The sequence below is a fragment of the Kingella kingae genome (assembly GCF_900475905.1).
GTDB classification, from domain to species: Bacteria; Pseudomonadota; Gammaproteobacteria; order Burkholderiales; family Neisseriaceae; genus Kingella; species Kingella kingae.
Genome location: NZ_LS483426.1, coordinates 1573555 through 1589157, shown reverse-complemented (window position 1 = coordinate 1589157; position 15603 = coordinate 1573555). Strand labels below are relative to the sequence as shown.

Genomic DNA, 15603 nt, shown 5'->3' with positions numbered 1-15603 from the left:
TGTGCAAGGTTTTTGTGGGAATATGGCACGCCCACAGGGATTCGAACCCCGGTTGCCGCCGTGAAAGGGCAGTGTCCTAGGCCTCTAGACGATGGGCGCGTAAGGGCGTGATTATAATTTCGCACGATGAAAAGTCAAGAAAATTCACTATATTGTGCATATTCAAAAGCTATCATGAGTGCAGGCTGCTTGAATTATTGTGCAGAAAGCCTTATCTTACGAACATTCACTCACAACCACAAGGAAAATTAAAATGTCTAATCAAATCGTTCACGTTACCGATGCGACTTTTGAAGCAGAAGTTTTGCAATCTTCACAACCCGTTTTGTTGGATTTTTGGGCACCATGGTGCGGCCCTTGCAAAATGATTGCACCGATTTTGGACCAGCTGGCTGATGAATGGGCTGGCAAAATCAAAATCGCCAAAATGAATGTGGATGACAACCAAGCTATTCCAGCACAATTCGGTATTCGCAGCATTCCCACTTTGGTGGTGTTGAAAGACGGTCAAGTTTTGGCGACTCGTCCAGGTGCATTGGCTAAGCCACAACTGGAAGCGTTTGTGAATGCGTCATTAGCAGGATAAGCGATTTCTAAATAGTATCAAAGTGCAGGCTGCTTTGAATGGTTTGATACCGAGAAAAAGCAGCCTGCACTTTCTATTACAAATAGGTTGCAGGCTGCTTTGACCATTATACCGATTTATCGCGATTGCTGCCCGCAACCATATCAAACAAAAACAATCGGCAATCTAAATTACCGTTATACAACGGAATTTTTCGCTTCGGTTTCAATCGCATCAATTTCGGCATTTCCATATCGCCCGTAAACATACCAGCCGTCCAACCTGCGTAATGCTGTTTCAGCCACGAGCCTAGCTGCGGATACAGCGCGTGTAATGCCTGAACTTCCGCCAAACGCACACCATACGGTGGATTGGACACAACCACGCCATTTTCGCCATTCGGGCGCGTGTCTTGCGCATCTAGCGTGTTGATTTCAATAAACATATCCACTTCCGCCGCTTGCGCGTTTTCTTTGGCGGCGCGTGTCATAAAACGGTCGTTGTCTGACGCGCTGATTTTTGCCAACGGTTTGTCTTTGATTTGCGAACGCGCTTCGGCTTTCAATTTAATCCATAACGCTTTGTCAAAATTCGCTAAATTCTCAAAACCAAAACGGCGATTTAATCCAGCCGCACGGTTCAGCGCAATCAAAGCTGCTTCAATCGCAATCGTGCCGCTGCCGCAAAATGGGTCTTGGAATGGCTGCGAGCCATCATAGCCAGCCAGCAATAGCAAACCTGCCGCCAAATTTTCGCGCAATGGGGCTTCGCCTGTGTCTTGGCGGTAGCCGCGTTTGAACAAGGCTTCGCCGCTGGTGTCAATGAAAATGGACACGTTGCGGTCGTCCAAAAAGGCGTGAATGCGGACATTTGGGCGCGTTTTGTCAATGCTTGGGCGTTCGTCGCAATGGTCGCGGAATCGGTCACATACGCCATCTTTGATTTTTAGCGCAATAAAATCAAGGCTTTTAACGTTAGCGCGTTTGCCTTCCACTTTCACGCGGAATGTTTGATTGACGCTGAACCAGTCTTGCCATTTCAGGTTTTTGGCGGCTTTGTAAATGTCGTCTTCGCCGCGATAAGTAGCGCGTGTGAGTTGCAGCAACACGCGACTGGCGGTGCGCGAATGCAAATTCATGCGGTAAACGTGGGCGAGTGTGCCTTTGCATGATACGCCGCCGTCTGTTGGGGCGATGTCGGTGCAGCCTTGTTGTTGCAGTTCTTGCGCCAAGATGGGTTCTAAACCGCGTGGGCAAGTGGTGAATAAGGTGTAAGTTGTCATAATCTTTCTTTACTTATGTTAATGTGCAGGCTGCTTTTTAGGATTTAAAAAGCAGCCTGCAATATATTAAAGTGTTATCTTGCTAAATCAATTAAATAATTGGCCAATTGGTCGGCAGCGGTTTGGTAGCCCAATGCCTTGAAATGCACGCCATCGTTTGCTGCCAAGCCTTGACTAATCCAGCTAGTCATACTGCATTCGCCGCCCATAGCATTTTCCCAAGACCAAAACAGAACGTTTTCATTATACGCCACACGTTGCTGCATGGCTTGAACTGCCGTCAGCTGAATCGGGCGAACACCGCATTCGCCTGTTTTGCTTTTGAGCGATTCGGGTGCACCCACAATCAAAATCCCTGCGTTGGGCAAAGTCGCTTTAATTTGCTGGATAGTGCGTTGCCAAGTGGCTTCGGTTTGAGCGATGTCTAGTTTGTCGTTAAACGCTTCGTTGGTGCCGTATGCCAAAATTACCAAATCGGCTTGGGTTTGTTTTAAGTCGTCCGTCCAGTTTGGTCGCCATTTTGACCATTGGCTCAACTGTGCGCCATTCACGCCCATTGCCGACACGGTTACGCCATTTTTGCGATTTTCAATGTTGATTGCACCCAGTTGCCATGGAAAGGCATCGGCGTTAATTGTCAATGGCAAAACGGTGTCAATGTTCAAGCGTTGCCAATCGGGCGATGCAATATCAAATGGCTGTCCGTTTACCGTAATCGTTTGTGGCGCGGCTATTGGTTTTGCCCACACTTCAATATTTTGTAAACCGACTGTGTTGGCATCATCGCTCGCCGCTTCAATCGTCAAAGAAGCGTTGGGTGCGGATTGAGCCAGCACACCGCCCAATGGAAAATCGGCAGTTGTAGTGCGTGTGCTAGACGTTGTCCAACCATTGTTTTGATAACGAACGGTTGCGCTACGTTGTCCGCCAACAGGCGCAGGAAAAACCCAGCCAATGCCGCCATTGCCCCATTGCGCTTGCAGGCGTGTGCGTAATTGGTTGGTAAAGTAATCGCCAGCGGTGTGCGAATCGCCAATCTGCACAATGCGGAATTTACGCATCACGCCATCGTTGTTGTTGGGTTGATTTAATTCGCGCAATTTTTGTTGCCACGATGTTTGAACCACCGCCACAGGTGCGTTTAATTGGGCTTTTTGTACCATAGCCGCGCAAGGATTATTGGTGCTGCTGCTGCACAAAAGCGTAAAAATCAAATGTGAAATATTCATAAAATAAACCTATTAGGGCTGAACCACAATTTTGGACAAGACATAATTTGCCAAAACTTTTTGCCCTTCCGGTGAAAAGTGAATGCCATCTGGGCTGCGATAGCGTACGACTTTACCGTTTATGGTTACGGAATCGCTGTATTTGTCTGCGCCGTTGCTCAATAAGTTTGCAGTCGGCAGCCACACTACTTTATCGTGCAGCGTTTGCGTCAAAATTTTGTCTAAATAACGCATTTGCGAATCCAGCTTGGTTTGGCGCATAAAAGGAACGCTGAGCCAAATCACTTGGGCATTGTGTTGTTGTGCTGCGGTTAAAATACGATTAACGCGATTTAGGTATTCCGCTTCCCATTCGGGCGATGCAAAACGCAAATATGCGCCGCCTTTTGGGTTGGCAAAATCCCAAGGGTCATTTGCGCCCAAGAACATAACCAGTAGGCGAATATTGCTGTGTTTTTTGAACGTGTCTTCAATGGTTTTGGGCCAATCAAAAAAGCTGGGATACGATAGCCCTGTGCTTTGTTTGCTTAAATTAACCGATTCAATGCCGTGTTGTCGTTTCAACGCTTGTTGAACGTGTGGCGCAACGCCTTGCATCAACGAATCGCCTGCAAAAAAGACTTTGTCGCCTGTGTTTAAAATAGCGTGTTCAAGTGCAGGCTGCTTTTGCTGTTCCGCTTCGGCTTCGGCAGCTTCGGCGGCTTTTTGTGCAGTGGCTTTTTGTTCTGCTGCACGTTTTTCGGCTTCCAAACGCGCCAATTCTTGCTCTTTGGCAGCACGTTTGGCGGCAGCAACATTCACAGGCAGTTGCGCGTTTTGCTGTTCTAGCCACAACTTAAATTGCTCAAACGATTCATAAGCGGCGGTTTGCAGTTGTCCGCCTGTTGCCCATGCTTGCGATTGCGATAGTTGTTCCAATGGGCTGGTTTGATGATAAGTTTGTTGCCAATATGCGTTGATGGAATTTTGGCTGAACCAAATCACACTCGCGCCACTCAATACCAACGAAGTAAATAGAGAAAAAAAGCGTTTCATGATTTCTCCTTAAAAATTGGCATAAATAAAATTGGGAATGCCTGTGGGGGCAAACACAATCACGAGTATTAAAATCAAGCTAATCGGGATAAACCAAAGCCACATGGGCAATTTTTCCAAACCGCGCACCGTGATATGAAACAGGCGCAATAGCAGCGGATACAGAGCAATCATCAAACCAAAACCAGCCAGCAACGCGATATTCGCCCAATCGTTAATAACCCAACCTTGTTGATTGGCAAACAGCGCGGTGAACACCATTTGGGCATCGCCTAATGTGCGTGTATTAAAAATCACAAAAGTAAAACACACAAAATGGAACGTGATGATAATTGCCAGCCAGCGCGTCCATTTGCTATGGCTTAACCAGTTGCGCCCGATGATTTTGTCGCCCAAATTGAGCAAAACCAACGCCACACCGTGCAATGCGCCCCACAGCAAAAAGTTCCAGCCATAGCCGTGCCAAATGCCCGACAACACCATGGCAAGCAGCAAATTAATTTGCGTCCGCACCCAGCCACCGCGGCTGCCGCCGAGTGGAATATAGATGTAATCGCGAATCCATGTGGATAGCGTGATGTGCCATTTATCCCAAAAATTACGCAAATTGTGGGCGCGTAGTGGTGCAGCAAAGTTGTAGGGCAACTTAAAGCCGAGCAGCATTGCCATGCCGATGACTAAATCGCTGTATCCCGAAAAATCAAAAAATAGTTGGAATGTGTAGCCGTAAATCGCAGCCAATACGCTCAATCCGTCAAATTGCATGGGGTTTTCAAACACAGGCGACACCCAGTCATTGGTAAGGCTGCCTGCCAACCACCATTTTTTGGCAATACCCAATAAAATCAAGCCAATCGCCAAGCTGGGACGAATCATACTGCGTGGACTGCTGCTGCGAATTTGCTCTAACGCACCCATATGTTCGCCATTGATGCTTTTGAATGCGTGTGAGCGAATAATCGGGCCTGATGTAATGGTTGGGAAAAAGCTCAAATGCAGCAGCAATTCGTGCCACGAAAAGCGTTCGGCATCGGGAAAACGGTAGCTGTGCAACAAATAGGCAATAGACTGGAAAACGTAGTAAGAAATGCCCAGCGGCATCACAATGTCTATGATGTCGTTTTGCCCCAAGTGGCTTTGAATGGCGGGGCGAAAGAAATCGTAATACTTAAAAAAACACAAACCGCCGACAGCAAACGCAATGCCTGCCCACAATTTGGTTTTGCGATAGCGAGCCGATTGCAGGCTGCTTGCTAAACCATGCACCACAGTCGTCAGCACCACAACAGGCGCAAGCAACCACGCGCCTACGCTGTATAGCCAGCCCAAACCTGCTGCCAGTAACAGCCAATTTTGCGTTTTGACCGATGGTGATGCGAGCCAATAAATCGGCAAAAACAATAAGATAAACAAAGCAAATTCAATGGAAAGCAGCGGCATGGTGTAACAATATTGTGTGATAAAAAATGGTGGATAAAATCAATGTGCAGGCTGCTTGAAAACCGCAGAGTTGGCGGTTGGGCAATGCAAAAAAGTGAAAAGGGGGTATTGTAACAAAATAATCAAAAACGAAACCATAGTTGATGCACTTATCTTTTGCTACTGCATTGCCAACGCCCTTATGTACTTGATGTACACGGCGGGCGTTGTCGCCTTGTATCAAAAAATAATTGCATAAACTATATTTTTTAATTGGCAATGAACACGTGGTTAAACAATCATAAAAAATTCAGGTTTTCCCTAAAAAATAGCTCAATTTATCGTCAAAAAATATAAATTTTGATTTTGGTCAAGTTGGGAGTCTTTGCAAAAAATTTACACTATTGTATCGTATAACAAATTTTTACAACAACAATGATGTTACGAGGGAACAAATGAAGAGAAATATTCAGTTGGTTGTTTTGAGCGCATTGTCGGCTGGCGCATGGGCGGAAAATGCTACTCCGCACGAGTTAGACCCGATTGTGGTAACAGGAGCGCAACAAAAACAAGCAGGGGTGGTGCAGTTGGATACCAAAACCGCGCTGCAACCTTTACCAGCCAATGACGGCGCAGGATTGCTAAAATCTGTGCCGAATATGAGCATTATTCGCAAAGGTGGTAGTTCGGGCGACCCACTGTTTCGCGGATTGGGTGGCTCGCGTTTGGCGGTGCAAGCCGATGGACAGTTTATTTTGGGCGGTTGCGGCAATCGCATGGACCCACCAACAGCTTATATTTTCCCCGATGCGTACGACAAAGTAGTCGTAACCAAAGGTCCGCAAACGGTGACGCAAGGCATGGGTTTGGTAACAGGTTCGGTGCGCTTTATTCGTAAAACGCCCAATTTTGTGGAACAAAAAACGCATTTGAACGCGGCTTACACGCTGGGTAATTTTGGTCGCCAAGATGCAATGGTCAGCGCCAGTGCAGGCAATCAATGGGCTTATGTGCGATTTAATGGCACATACAATAAATCGGACGATTACAAAGACGGCGACGGCAACCGCGTGCATTCGGCATTTGAGCGCAACGGACAAATGCTGCAACTGGGCATAACTCCAACTACCAATACCGATATTTCGGCAACTTATGAACGCAGTCGCGGCAAGGCTGCTTATGCCGACCGCATGATGGACGGCAGCAAATTTGACCGTGATGCTTGGAATATCCACGCTTCGCAACGCAATATAACCGACTGGTTGAGCGAAGTGGAATTGCGCTATGGTCAAAGCACGGTGGACCATGTAATGGATAATTTTAATTTGCGTCCGTTGAAGGGAATGGCAAGGTTAAGCAATCCAAAACGCAAAACCAATACAGGGCAATTCAAAGCAACGATGGATTTTGGGCGATTGAATGTGCAGGCTGGTTTGGATTATATGCGCGACAAGCGACTGATGCGTGGTGGCGTGAATTACACACAACGGTCTTTTATGCCAGACCAAAGTTTTAAACATTGGGGGGCATTTACCGAATGGAATTGGCAGCGCACCGATAATCAAAACTGGATTGCAGGTTATCGACGCGACCAAGTTACAGCTATTTATGACCCTTATCCTGTTAGCGACAACGCACGCGAGCAAAAATACACACTTGATTCGGGATTTGTGCGCTTAGAGCAGCAAATAGGTCGCGTAAAATACTATGCAGGGTTGGGTATTGCAGAACGTTCGCCAGATTATTGGGAGCGTAATGCGAGCGAGACACTAAAACCCGAACGAAACACCCAAATTGACGTAGGCGCAATTTGGAAGCAAGACAATTTGGAAGGTTCGATTTCTTTGTTTGGCAGCCGCATTAAAGATTTTATTTTGATGACACCTGATGCCAGTGGCCCGAAAAACGTCAATGCCACACGTTTAGGTGGTGAAGCAGAAATCAAATACCGTTTTATGCCCAACTGGAATGTTAGCAGCAGCTTGGCATATACCTACGGCAAAAATCGCACCGATAATGCTCCATTGGCACAAACACCGCCTTTGGAATGGAAAACAGGCTTAAATTGGGACAATGGCAAATTCAGCGCAGGTGCTGTGTGGCGTGTCGTTGCCAAGCAAAGTCGCTTCCATAAAGGCTATGGCGGTATTGCAGGACGCGATGTTGGCTCGTCTGCTGGATTTGGCGTGTTGTCGCTCAACGCAGGCTGGCGCGTAAACAAACAAATGACCGTGCAGGCTGGTGTGGATAATGTGTTCAACAAAGCCTATGCCGAATTTGTGAGCAAAGGCGGACACCCAAGCGCAGGCACGCAAACTACCCGAGTAAACGAACCTGGACGACAAGTTTGGTTGCGTGTGCAAGCGCAGTTTTAATCTAATTTAGCAAAGCAAAAGTGCAGGCTGCTTTTTGAGTGAAAACACACACAAAAAGCAGCCTGCACTTTTATAGTGGTTTAAATTTAGATTAGTACAGCGTTGCCAACTCCCTTATGTACTAGGTGTACACGGCGGTCGTTGTCGCCTTGTCCTAATCTAAATTTAATCCACTATATTTTGGCATTTTAAACATGGCTCGCCATCATTTCCAAATTGCCAGTAAACGACCATTTTTCAATATCACTAGTCAAAATAAAATGTACGCCTTTTTGCAATGTAAACGCTTGCTCGTCAATTGTTCGTGGCTTTGTGCGTGGTGTCCGTACACGATTTCGGCATCGTCATCGGCGACGATAATGTACCAGCATTCGGTTTTGCCCAAGCTGTTTTCGTGTTGCATGGCATAGTCATCATTGGGGTGAACTTGCATGCTCAACCAGTCTTGCGCGTCCAAAATTTTGGTTAGCAAAGGAAATTCTGTGCTTTGGCTGTTGCCAAATAATTCGCGGTGTTGGTCAAACACGCAATCTAGCGTTTTGCCTGCGTGCTCGCCATTAACAATGGTGGATAAGCTATTTGGGGCGCCGAAATGGCTCAATATTCGCCTGTGGTTTCGCTGGGAATGTCGTAGCCAAACACGCGGCGCATGGCGTTGCCGCCCCAAATTTTGTCGTGAAAAGTGGATTGTAAAAAAAGTGATTGTGAAGTCATGATTTTTTGTTTGGTTGATGAAATTAGCGATAGCAAACGCGCTGTCTGGTATTTCTATCGTAAAAACAATCGCGCACAGGGCGGTCACGATAAATCACGGTGGATGGTGGTGTTTCGCTGATATTGACCACCGTGCCAGCAGGCGCGTTCACAGTAATGGTTTTGTGAACGGTGGTTTGGTTGGACACGGGCAAATCCAGCGCGGCAAAGCGACCGTCTGGGCTTTCGGCATAAACGCAACCACCCAAGATTAGGGTGGCGCAAAGGGTGTAAACCAAGTTTTTCATGTGCAGGCTGCTTTTTGTGGATTAAATTTGCTTTTTTTTAACCATTTTGTGTTTGTATTTTTCGCTACCTGCGCGGGTGCTGCATCTAAAACACAAACACATGGCGTTGTCTTTTGTTCGGTCTAGCAGGTTGTTTTTGCGGCGCAATATGGCTTTTTTGAGCGGCAATGGTCTTTGGCAAAACACGCACAATCGCCCTTGCTTGTCCCACACACTTTGCTTCATTGCGTGGTATTGTGCGATGTTGCTCGCTACTTGGTCATACAGTTGATGCAATTCGGTTTTAATCGCATCGTTGGCGTGAATGTTGGCAATGGTTTTGTGCGATGGCATTTGCGAGTCTTTTTTAAAATTGCAGTGAATGTGTACCACAAACAAATTGACTACGCTTTCCAACCTGCTTTCCAATTTGGGCGAGCGCACCCATTTATAGACGGCGCGTGGGATATAGTGTTCCAGCGACCATTGTTCTGGGTCATCGGCAATGGGTTTGCCGCAGATAATGCACACTCCTCGCGTTTTGTCGTAGGCGCGTTTTTTGCGATAGCGTGATGGATTCATACGCACACTCCTAATAACGCGCCATATCAGGCTCAACCGTTTGCGCCCAAGCATCAATGCCGCCGTGCAGGTTATACAAATCGTCAAAACCAACGTGTTCCAAATACCGCGCCACGTTCAAGCTACGAACGCCGTGATGACAATACACCACAATCGGCACATCATCGGGCAATTCGTTGTGGCGCAGCGGAATCAAGTTCATGGGAATGTGCAGGCTGCGTTGAATCGCACAAATTGCCACTTCGGACTCTTCGCGCACATCTAGCAACACATAATCAGACGCAGGCAGCCTGCACAACCAATCGTTCAATTCGGACGCAGTAATGTTTTGGATACTCATGCGCCCACTTCCAAGCGTTCCAATCCGCCCAAATACGGACGCAACGCCATAGGAATGTTGATAGAACCGTCCGCGTTTTGATGGTTTTCCAGCACTGCTACCAACGCACGACCGACCGCCAAGCCCGAACCGTTCAAAGTATGCACCAAACGGTTTTTGCCGTTTTCGTCTTTGAAACGCGCTTTCATGCGGCGAGCTTGGAAGTCTTCGCAGTTAGAACAGCTAGAAATTTCGCGGTAGGTGTTTTGTGCAGGAACCCACACTTCCAAGTCATACGTTTTGGTTGCGCCAAAGCCCATGTCGCCTGTACACAAAGTAATCACGCGATACGGCAATTCCAATAATTTCAAGATGTTTTCCGCGTGTGTAACCATTTCTTCCAATGCTTCGTAGGATTTTTCTGGCTGCACAATTTGCACCATTTCTACTTTATCAAATTGATGTTGGCGAATCAGACCGCGCGTGTCTTTGCCGTGCGAACCTGCCTCGCTGCGGAAACACGGCGAATGCGCGGTTAATTTCATCGGCAAATCATTCAACGATAAAATCTCATCGCGCACGGTGTTGGTTAGGGTTACTTCCGCCGTGGGGATTAAATATTGCGTGAGTTTGCTTTCATCACCACCGCGTGTAACGTGGAACAAATCTTCACCAAACTTGGGCAACTGACCTGTTCCCAACAAAGTGGAATCGCTGACGATATAGGGCGTGTAGCATTCGGTGTAGCCGTGTTGCTGCGTGTGCGTGTCCAACATAAATTGCGCCAATGCGCGGTGCAGGCGAGCGATTTTACCTTTCATCAAGCTAAAACGTGCGCCCGATAATTCGGCTGCTTTTTCAAAATCCAAGCCCAATGCTGCGCCTAAATCCACATGGTCTTTAATCTCAAAATCAAAGGTGCGTGGTGTGCCGACTTTGCGGACTTCTACGTTTTCGCTTTCGTCTTTGCCAACGGGTACGCTTTCGTGTGGCAAATTGGGTACGCGCAACAATAAATCGTCCAAATCGGCTTGGATTTGCGGCAATTCTTGTTCAATTTTGTCCATTTCGGCTTTGCAGGCTGCCACTTCGGTTTTGGCGGCTTCGGCTTCGTCTTTTTTGCCTTGACCCATTAACGCGCCAATTTGTTTGGACAGGGCGTTGCGTTTGGCTTGCCATTCTTCGTTTTTCATTTGCAGCGATTTACGCGCCGCTTCTAGTTGTTCAAATTTAGCGGTGTCCAATTCAAAACCGCGTGTTACCAAGCGCGCGGCAAGGGTTTGAATGTCGTTGCGAAAGTGTTGTACGTCTAACATGGTCAATTCCTTATTTGATGCTGTGTAAAGATAACGGCGCGTATTGTAAACGAAAATGACGGGCTTTGATGAAGTGCAGGCTGCTTTTGTGCTATATTTGCGCGGATTTTTTTTCATTGCATAGACAAAGGTAGCCAAAATGAAATTCAAAATCAAACTATTAGCCTGTGTAACCGCGATAACGCTATCACAAGCAGCCTGCAATGTGATAGACAGCGCGAGTTTGAATCAACAAGCCGCACAAGCGTATCGCCAAACTGTTAGCCAAGCGCAAGGCGAGCGCAAAGTGGATACCACATCATCAACCGCGCGGCGCATTCAAGTCGTGTTCCAAAAAATGAAGCCGTTTGCCACCGCCGCCAATCAAACAGGACAAGTGTTCAACTGGGAAATGACTGTGATTCGCTCGGACGAACTCAATGCGTGGGCGATGCCTGGTGGCAAAATGGTGTTTTACACAGGCATGGTGGAAAAATTGAAATTGACCGATGATGAAATCGCAGCAGTAGTGGGACACGAAATGACCCACGCGCTATTGGAACACAGTCGCAAAGAAGCCAATCGTAATGTTGGCATTCAACTGGGTGCACAGTTGGGAACGGCTTTATTGGCTGGCGCAACAGGTGTCAGCACCGATGTGGTAGGCACAGGCGTGGGCTTGCTAACCGATTTGGGCTTGGACAAACCATTTAGCCGCGATGCCGAACGTGAAGCCGATTTGGGCGGATTGAAATTGATGGCGCAAGCAGGCTATAACCCCGAAGCTGCCGTTAGCGTATGGCAGAAAATGAACCGCGAAAACGACAACAACAACGCGCTGGTTAAAGTGCTATCGACGCACCTAACCAACAATGACCGCATTGAGTTAATTCGCCACGAATTGCCCAACGTGTTGCCACTGTATCGCCAAGCGAAAGGCAAATAATGATGCAGCCACAAACGCAGCGTTTCGCGCTCACCGTGTCGTATGACGGCAGTCAGTTTTTTGGTTGGCAAAAGCAAGCCGATGGTGTGGTAACGGTGCAGGCTGCTTTGGAACACGCGCTCTCGTGCATTGCAGGCGAACCGATTGCCACCATTGCCGCAGGGCGCACCGACACAGGCGTACACGCCACAGGGCAAATCGTGCATTTTGACACGCAAGCACATCGCCCATTGAGCGCGTGGGTGCGTGGCGTGAACGCGCATTTGCCCGATGGCGTGGCGGTGTTGGCGGCACAAGCAGTAGAGCCAGCGTTTCATGCGCGATTTGATGCCACAGGGCGGCGTTATCGCTATTTGCTGGAATCCGCGCCTGTGCGCTCGCCCTTGTTGTATCGCCGCGCAGGTTGGACGCATTACGCGCTCAACACCGACCCAATGCAGGCTGCTATGAACTTATTGTTAGGCGAACATGATTTCTCGTCTTTTCGTGCCGCGCAATGTCAAGCCAAATCACCCATCAAAACCATGTATGCCGCGCAGTTGCAACGTGCAGGCTGTTTGATTAAGCTGGATTTTCACGCCAACGCCTTTTTGCACCACATGGTACGCAATTTGGTTGGCGCATTGGTGTATGTCGGTTGCGGACGATTGAGCGTGGCGGATTTTGCCGATTTATTAGCGCAGAAAAGTCGCCTGACCGCACCGCCCACGTTTATGCCAGACGGCTTGTATTTTGTGGGCGTGGATTACCCCGAGCAATGGAATGTGCCAACGGTAAGCCTGCCCGATTGGTTGTGAGCGAGATTAAGACAAAGCAGCCTGCACTTTATGTTGATGAAAAAGTGCAGGCTGCTTTTTTAGGTGATTTTTCTTTGTATCGCAAAAAAATGAAAGCCATTCTCAAATTGAATGCTAAAATACCGCTATCCAAACATAACCGCATTTTTTTGATGATGACCACACACACCACCCCATTCAATCGCACCATATTAACGATTTTATTATTCGGCGGACTTTTATCGTCACACGTAGCCCACGCCAACGACAACCCGACCGAACTCAAACAGCCAGCCGATTCCGCGCAGCAAAAATCGTGGCTCAACCAGCTTAATCAACAAGCCAAGCAGCCTGCACCGCAATCAGGCAGCGCAAATACATCGCCCAATCATGTAACCGATGCCGATTTAATCAAGCAGCCTGCACTTTTGGCGCAACTGTTGCAACAAGCCTTGAACACGCCCGAAACCGAGTTGATTCAATCGCTGGCAAACGCCTATCGCCAAACCGAAAACCCCGATGCTTTGCTGCTGGCGCGAGCAGACGGCATGGTGCTTCGTGGACAAAATCGCCTGTCCGATGCCATTGCCGCCTACGAGCGCATTGTGCAAACCCACAACGACACGCGCACACGCTTGGATTTGGCAGCCATGCAATTTGAAAACAAACAATGGCGCGATGCCGACCAGCAATTTGAATCCGCTAAACAAAACGAAGCCTTGCCCGATGCGGTGTTGCACAATGTGGCGCGATACCAAAACGCGATTGCCCAGCAGCAAGCGTGGCAGTTTGAGGCAGGCATCAGCCCCATTCGCAATCAAAACGTGAACGATGCGCCCGAAAAGCCGTATTGCTTGTATGGCATTTATTGCAGCACCACGCGCCCAATTAAGGCGACTGGTATTGGCTATTCTTTTGATTTTGCGAAACAATATTCGCTGCGTGGCAATCATTCGCTGGTGTTGCGCGGTCAGGTAAGCGGCACGCATTATATCAACCACGCGCAATATAACGATGCGTTTTTGCGTGTGCTGGCTGGTTGGCAATGGCAGGACAAAACGCGCACGATTGGCGTGTTGCCGTTTTACCAAGCGCAATTTTCGGGCAGCGATAATTTTGATAGCAAGCCGACTCAATCGGGTAGGGTGCTGCCGTATATGCTGGCACACGGCAACGGCTTGCAACTGAATTATGCGCAACAATATGGCACGCGCTGGCAAAGTTATCACTCGCTGGAAGGCTATCGCACGTTTTACCGCGAAACTGCTCGCGCCCAAAAACAAGACGGCTGGACGCACAGCACTTATCATTCGCTCGCCTTTCGCGCCACGTCCAATATGACGTGGTTTACGGGCTATCAATATTCGCGGTTCGCGCCCAAAAATCGCGATTTGGCAGGCAGTCGCAACAACGCGGCATTCCAACGCCACGCTATTAGTTTGGGCTGGTTGCAACGCTGGCAAACTTTGGGCGGATTGAATAGCCGCGTGGTGTATTCGTATGCCAAACGCCGTTATTCAGGCATTGCTACGCTGAGCAACGAAGCGCAACGCAATCACGAAACTTCGCTGCAATTGGCGTTGTCGCACGATAAATTGCAATATCGCGGATTGCAGCCGAGCTTGAATGTGCAGTTTAACCGCATTCGCAGCAATCGGCCGTGGGCGCAACGCAAATCGCATACAGTTTATTTGGGCTTGGATAAGTCGTTTTGATGACAAAGCAGCCTGCACTTTCAATAAAACAAAAGTGCAGGCTGCTTTTTTCACATTATTCATACTCACGCCATCAACCAACCCACAATCCCCGATGTCGCTACGGCAATCAACACAGTCGACATCATAGACAAGCGGCTGGCTGCCCATAGGGTTACTGCTATTGCCACCAGTTCATGCGGTTTGTCGGATACAAAATGTGGGGCGATGACGGCAATCAACACGCACCCAGGGGCGGCTTCCATCATACGCGCGGCGCGCGGGCTTAACTGGCGATTGCGTAGTGCAAAATAACCAATCAAGCGCGTGGAATAGGTAACGCACAGCATACCGATAATCGTGATAAACGATGTCCAACTTATCATGATTTTTTCTCCTGCATGGGCGCGAAATAGGCATACAACAAGCCCGATAGCGTGCCTAAAATCACATACCAGCCGCTTTTTGGCAGCAACAAATAAGTGCAGGCTGCTACGATAAGGCTAATTAGCCATGGTCGGGCAGCTGTCCAACCGCGCCACATTCCGCGTATCAACACCAAAAACACGGCTGGAAACGCCATGCCAAAGCCTAATTTTTCTACATCGCCCAGCACGGGCCCGAACAGCGAACCCAAAAAGCCGCAGCTCACCCACATTGTATAAAGCGTGAACGCGGTTCCCATGTAGTATTCGTAACTGAATGCAGGCTGCTTTGGCGCGTTTTGCTCACGTTTTTTGCTGTCGGCAATGCTCATCGCCCAGCTTTCATCGGTCATCACAAACAGCGCAGGCAGCAGTTTTTTGAGCGGCAAACCGCGCAAATAGGGCGCAAGTGCGGCTCCCATCAAAATATGGCGACTGTTAATCATCGCCGTCATCACGATAATCAACAACACGGGCAGCGGCGTAGTCCACAAGCCCACGGCGGCGAACTCCGAACCGCCTGCAAAATTCAAGCCCATCATCAGCACGGTTTCCAACATGCTCATGCCTTTTTGTCCTGCTTGTGCGCCCAAAATCAAGCCAAATGGAATCGCGCCAAACATAATCGGCAAGGCTTCTTTTATGCCGCGTTTGAATTCGGGTTGGGATAGAAATGTCATG

At 48.4% G+C, this 15603-nt stretch carries 17 protein-coding genes and 1 tRNA gene; 5 read left to right on the top strand and 13 right to left on the bottom strand.

All coding sequences use genetic code 11. The features are described 5' to 3' along the window. Positions 1-23 precede the first annotated feature (23 nt). Positions 24-99: transfer RNA gene (locus DQN52_RS08495), tRNA-Glu, on the bottom strand. Positions 100-253: 154 nt separating this feature from the next. Between DQN52_RS08495 and trxA the strand changes: the two genes are divergently transcribed. Further along, the gene (gene trxA / locus DQN52_RS08490) at positions 254-586 is read left to right on the top strand and encodes a thioredoxin TrxA (RefSeq protein WP_003786555.1); all 333 of its coding nucleotides are present in this window, start codon (positions 254-256) and stop codon (positions 584-586) included. 106 nt (positions 587-692) lie between these two features. Here trxA and DQN52_RS08485 read toward each other — a convergent pair whose 3' ends face one another. The 5 genes from DQN52_RS08485 to DQN52_RS08465 all read right to left on the bottom strand — a co-directional run bounded on the left by DQN52_RS08485 (position 693) and on the right by DQN52_RS08465 (position 5774). Next, a complete protein-coding gene (locus DQN52_RS08485) occupies positions 693-1847 on the bottom strand; it encodes a THUMP domain-containing class I SAM-dependent RNA methyltransferase (protein WP_003786558.1) in 1155 nt (384 codons plus the stop codon). 74 nt (positions 1848-1921) lie between these two features. After that, positions 1922-3076 (bottom strand): GDSL-type esterase/lipase family protein, encoded by a 1155-nt coding sequence (locus tag DQN52_RS08480; protein WP_003786561.1) that lies wholly within the window; start codon positions 3074-3076, stop codon positions 1922-1924. Positions 3077-3088: 12 nt separating this feature from the next. Next, complete coding sequence (patB, locus tag DQN52_RS08475) at positions 3089-4111, bottom strand: peptidoglycan O-acetyltransferase PatB (protein WP_003786562.1); 1023 nt, start codon at positions 4109-4111, stop codon at positions 3089-3091. Between the two features lie 9 nt (positions 4112-4120). Further along, positions 4121-5551 (bottom strand): MBOAT family O-acyltransferase, encoded by a 1431-nt coding sequence (locus DQN52_RS08470; protein WP_003786564.1) that lies wholly within the window; start codon positions 5549-5551, stop codon positions 4121-4123. After that, a complete protein-coding gene (locus tag DQN52_RS08465) occupies positions 5532-5774 on the bottom strand; it encodes a hypothetical protein (RefSeq protein WP_230311305.1) in 243 nt (80 codons plus the stop codon). Before DQN52_RS08465 ends, DQN52_RS08470 begins: the two co-directional genes overlap by 20 nt. A gap of 211 nt (positions 5775-5985) precedes the next feature. Between DQN52_RS08465 and DQN52_RS08460 the strand changes: the two genes are divergently transcribed. Continuing rightward, the gene (locus DQN52_RS08460; RefSeq protein WP_003786569.1) at positions 5986-7905 is read left to right on the top strand and encodes a TonB-dependent copper receptor; all 1920 of its coding nucleotides are present in this window, start codon (positions 5986-5988) and stop codon (positions 7903-7905) included. A gap of 250 nt (positions 7906-8155) precedes the next feature. On the opposite strand, the gene DQN52_RS08455 is transcribed toward DQN52_RS08460, so the two are convergent. The 5 genes from DQN52_RS08455 to serS form a co-directional block, all read right to left on the bottom strand. Next, positions 8156-8506 (bottom strand): type I phosphomannose isomerase catalytic subunit, encoded by a 351-nt coding sequence (locus DQN52_RS08455; RefSeq protein WP_003786572.1) that lies wholly within the window; start codon positions 8504-8506, stop codon positions 8156-8158. Between the two features lie 136 nt (positions 8507-8642). Next, positions 8643-8906, bottom strand: coding sequence for a hypothetical protein (locus tag DQN52_RS08445; protein ID WP_003786574.1), 264 nt, complete (start codon positions 8904-8906; stop codon positions 8643-8645). 21 nt (positions 8907-8927) lie between these two features. Further along, entirely contained in the window at positions 8928-9467 is a 540-nt protein-coding gene (locus tag DQN52_RS08440; RefSeq protein WP_003786576.1) for a hypothetical protein, read from the bottom strand. A 10-nt stretch (positions 9468-9477) separates the two neighbouring features. Further along, positions 9478-9807, bottom strand: coding sequence for a rhodanese-like domain-containing protein (locus DQN52_RS08435; protein ID WP_003786578.1), 330 nt, complete (start codon positions 9805-9807; stop codon positions 9478-9480). Next, a complete protein-coding gene (serS, locus tag DQN52_RS08430) occupies positions 9804-11102 on the bottom strand; it encodes a serine--tRNA ligase (RefSeq protein WP_032827698.1) in 1299 nt (432 codons plus the stop codon). Before serS ends, DQN52_RS08435 begins: the two co-directional genes overlap by 4 nt. A 139-nt stretch (positions 11103-11241) precedes the next feature. Between serS and DQN52_RS08425 the strand changes: the two genes are divergently transcribed. Genes DQN52_RS08425 through DQN52_RS08415 form a run of 3 tightly spaced genes read left to right on the top strand, consistent with a single transcriptional unit; the run spans position 11242 to position 14518 of the window. Continuing rightward, positions 11242-12027 (top strand): M48 family metallopeptidase, encoded by a 786-nt coding sequence (locus tag DQN52_RS08425; RefSeq protein WP_003786582.1) that lies wholly within the window; start codon positions 11242-11244, stop codon positions 12025-12027. Continuing rightward, positions 12027-12824, top strand: a complete 798-nt coding sequence (gene truA, locus DQN52_RS08420; protein WP_003786584.1) for a tRNA pseudouridine(38-40) synthase TruA — start codon at positions 12027-12029, stop codon at positions 12822-12824. Before DQN52_RS08425 ends, truA begins: the two co-directional genes overlap by 1 nt. After that, entirely contained in the window at positions 12785-14518 is a 1734-nt protein-coding gene (locus tag DQN52_RS08415) for a surface lipoprotein assembly modifier (RefSeq protein WP_230478907.1), read from the top strand. Before truA ends, DQN52_RS08415 begins: the two co-directional genes overlap by 40 nt. A 65-nt stretch (positions 14519-14583) precedes the next feature. Here the strand turns inward: DQN52_RS08415 and DQN52_RS08410 are convergent, their stop codons facing one another. Both DQN52_RS08410 and DQN52_RS08405 read right to left on the bottom strand, forming a co-directional pair. Next, on the bottom strand, positions 14584-14883 hold the full coding sequence (locus DQN52_RS08410; RefSeq protein ID WP_003786589.1) for an AzlD family protein: 300 nt from the start codon (positions 14881-14883) through the stop codon (positions 14584-14586). Then, positions 14880-15602, bottom strand: coding sequence for an AzlC family ABC transporter permease (locus DQN52_RS08405; RefSeq protein ID WP_003786591.1), 723 nt, complete (start codon positions 15600-15602; stop codon positions 14880-14882). Before DQN52_RS08405 ends, DQN52_RS08410 begins: the two co-directional genes overlap by 4 nt. Between the last annotated feature and the right edge of the window lies 1 nt (position 15603).

Coding starts and splice junctions, on each gene's coding strand:
- trxA (WP_003786555.1), top strand. CDS start 254: ATGTCTAATCAAATCGTTCACGTTACCGATGCGACTTTTGAAGCAGAA.
- DQN52_RS08485 (WP_003786558.1), bottom strand. CDS start 1,847: ATGACAACTTACACCTTATTCACCACTTGCCCACGCGGTTTAGAACCC.
- DQN52_RS08480 (WP_003786561.1), bottom strand. CDS start 3,076: ATGAATATTTCACATTTGATTTTTACGCTTTTGTGCAGCAGCAGCACC.
- patB (WP_003786562.1), bottom strand. CDS start 4,111: ATGAAACGCTTTTTTTCTCTATTTACTTCGTTGGTATTGAGTGGCGCG.
- DQN52_RS08470 (WP_003786564.1), bottom strand. CDS start 5,551: ATGCCGCTGCTTTCCATTGAATTTGCTTTGTTTATCTTATTGTTTTTG.
- DQN52_RS08460 (WP_003786569.1), top strand. CDS start 5,986: ATGAAGAGAAATATTCAGTTGGTTGTTTTGAGCGCATTGTCGGCTGGC.
- DQN52_RS08445 (WP_003786574.1), bottom strand. CDS start 8,906: ATGAAAAACTTGGTTTACACCCTTTGCGCCACCCTAATCTTGGGTGGT.
- DQN52_RS08440 (WP_003786576.1), bottom strand. CDS start 9,467: ATGAATCCATCACGCTATCGCAAAAAACGCGCCTACGACAAAACGCGA.
- DQN52_RS08435 (WP_003786578.1), bottom strand. CDS start 9,807: ATGAGTATCCAAAACATTACTGCGTCCGAATTGAACGATTGGTTGTGC.
- serS (WP_032827698.1), bottom strand. CDS start 11,102: ATGTTAGACGTACAACACTTTCGCAACGACATTCAAACCCTTGCCGCG.
- DQN52_RS08425 (WP_003786582.1), top strand. CDS start 11,242: ATGAAATTCAAAATCAAACTATTAGCCTGTGTAACCGCGATAACGCTA.
- truA (WP_003786584.1), top strand. CDS start 12,027: ATGATGCAGCCACAAACGCAGCGTTTCGCGCTCACCGTGTCGTATGAC.
- DQN52_RS08415 (WP_230478907.1), top strand. CDS start 12,785: ATGGAATGTGCCAACGGTAAGCCTGCCCGATTGGTTGTGAGCGAGATT.
- DQN52_RS08410 (WP_003786589.1), bottom strand. CDS start 14,883: ATGATAAGTTGGACATCGTTTATCACGATTATCGGTATGCTGTGCGTT.
- DQN52_RS08405 (WP_003786591.1), bottom strand. CDS start 15,602: ATGACATTTCTATCCCAACCCGAATTCAAACGCGGCATAAAAGAAGCC.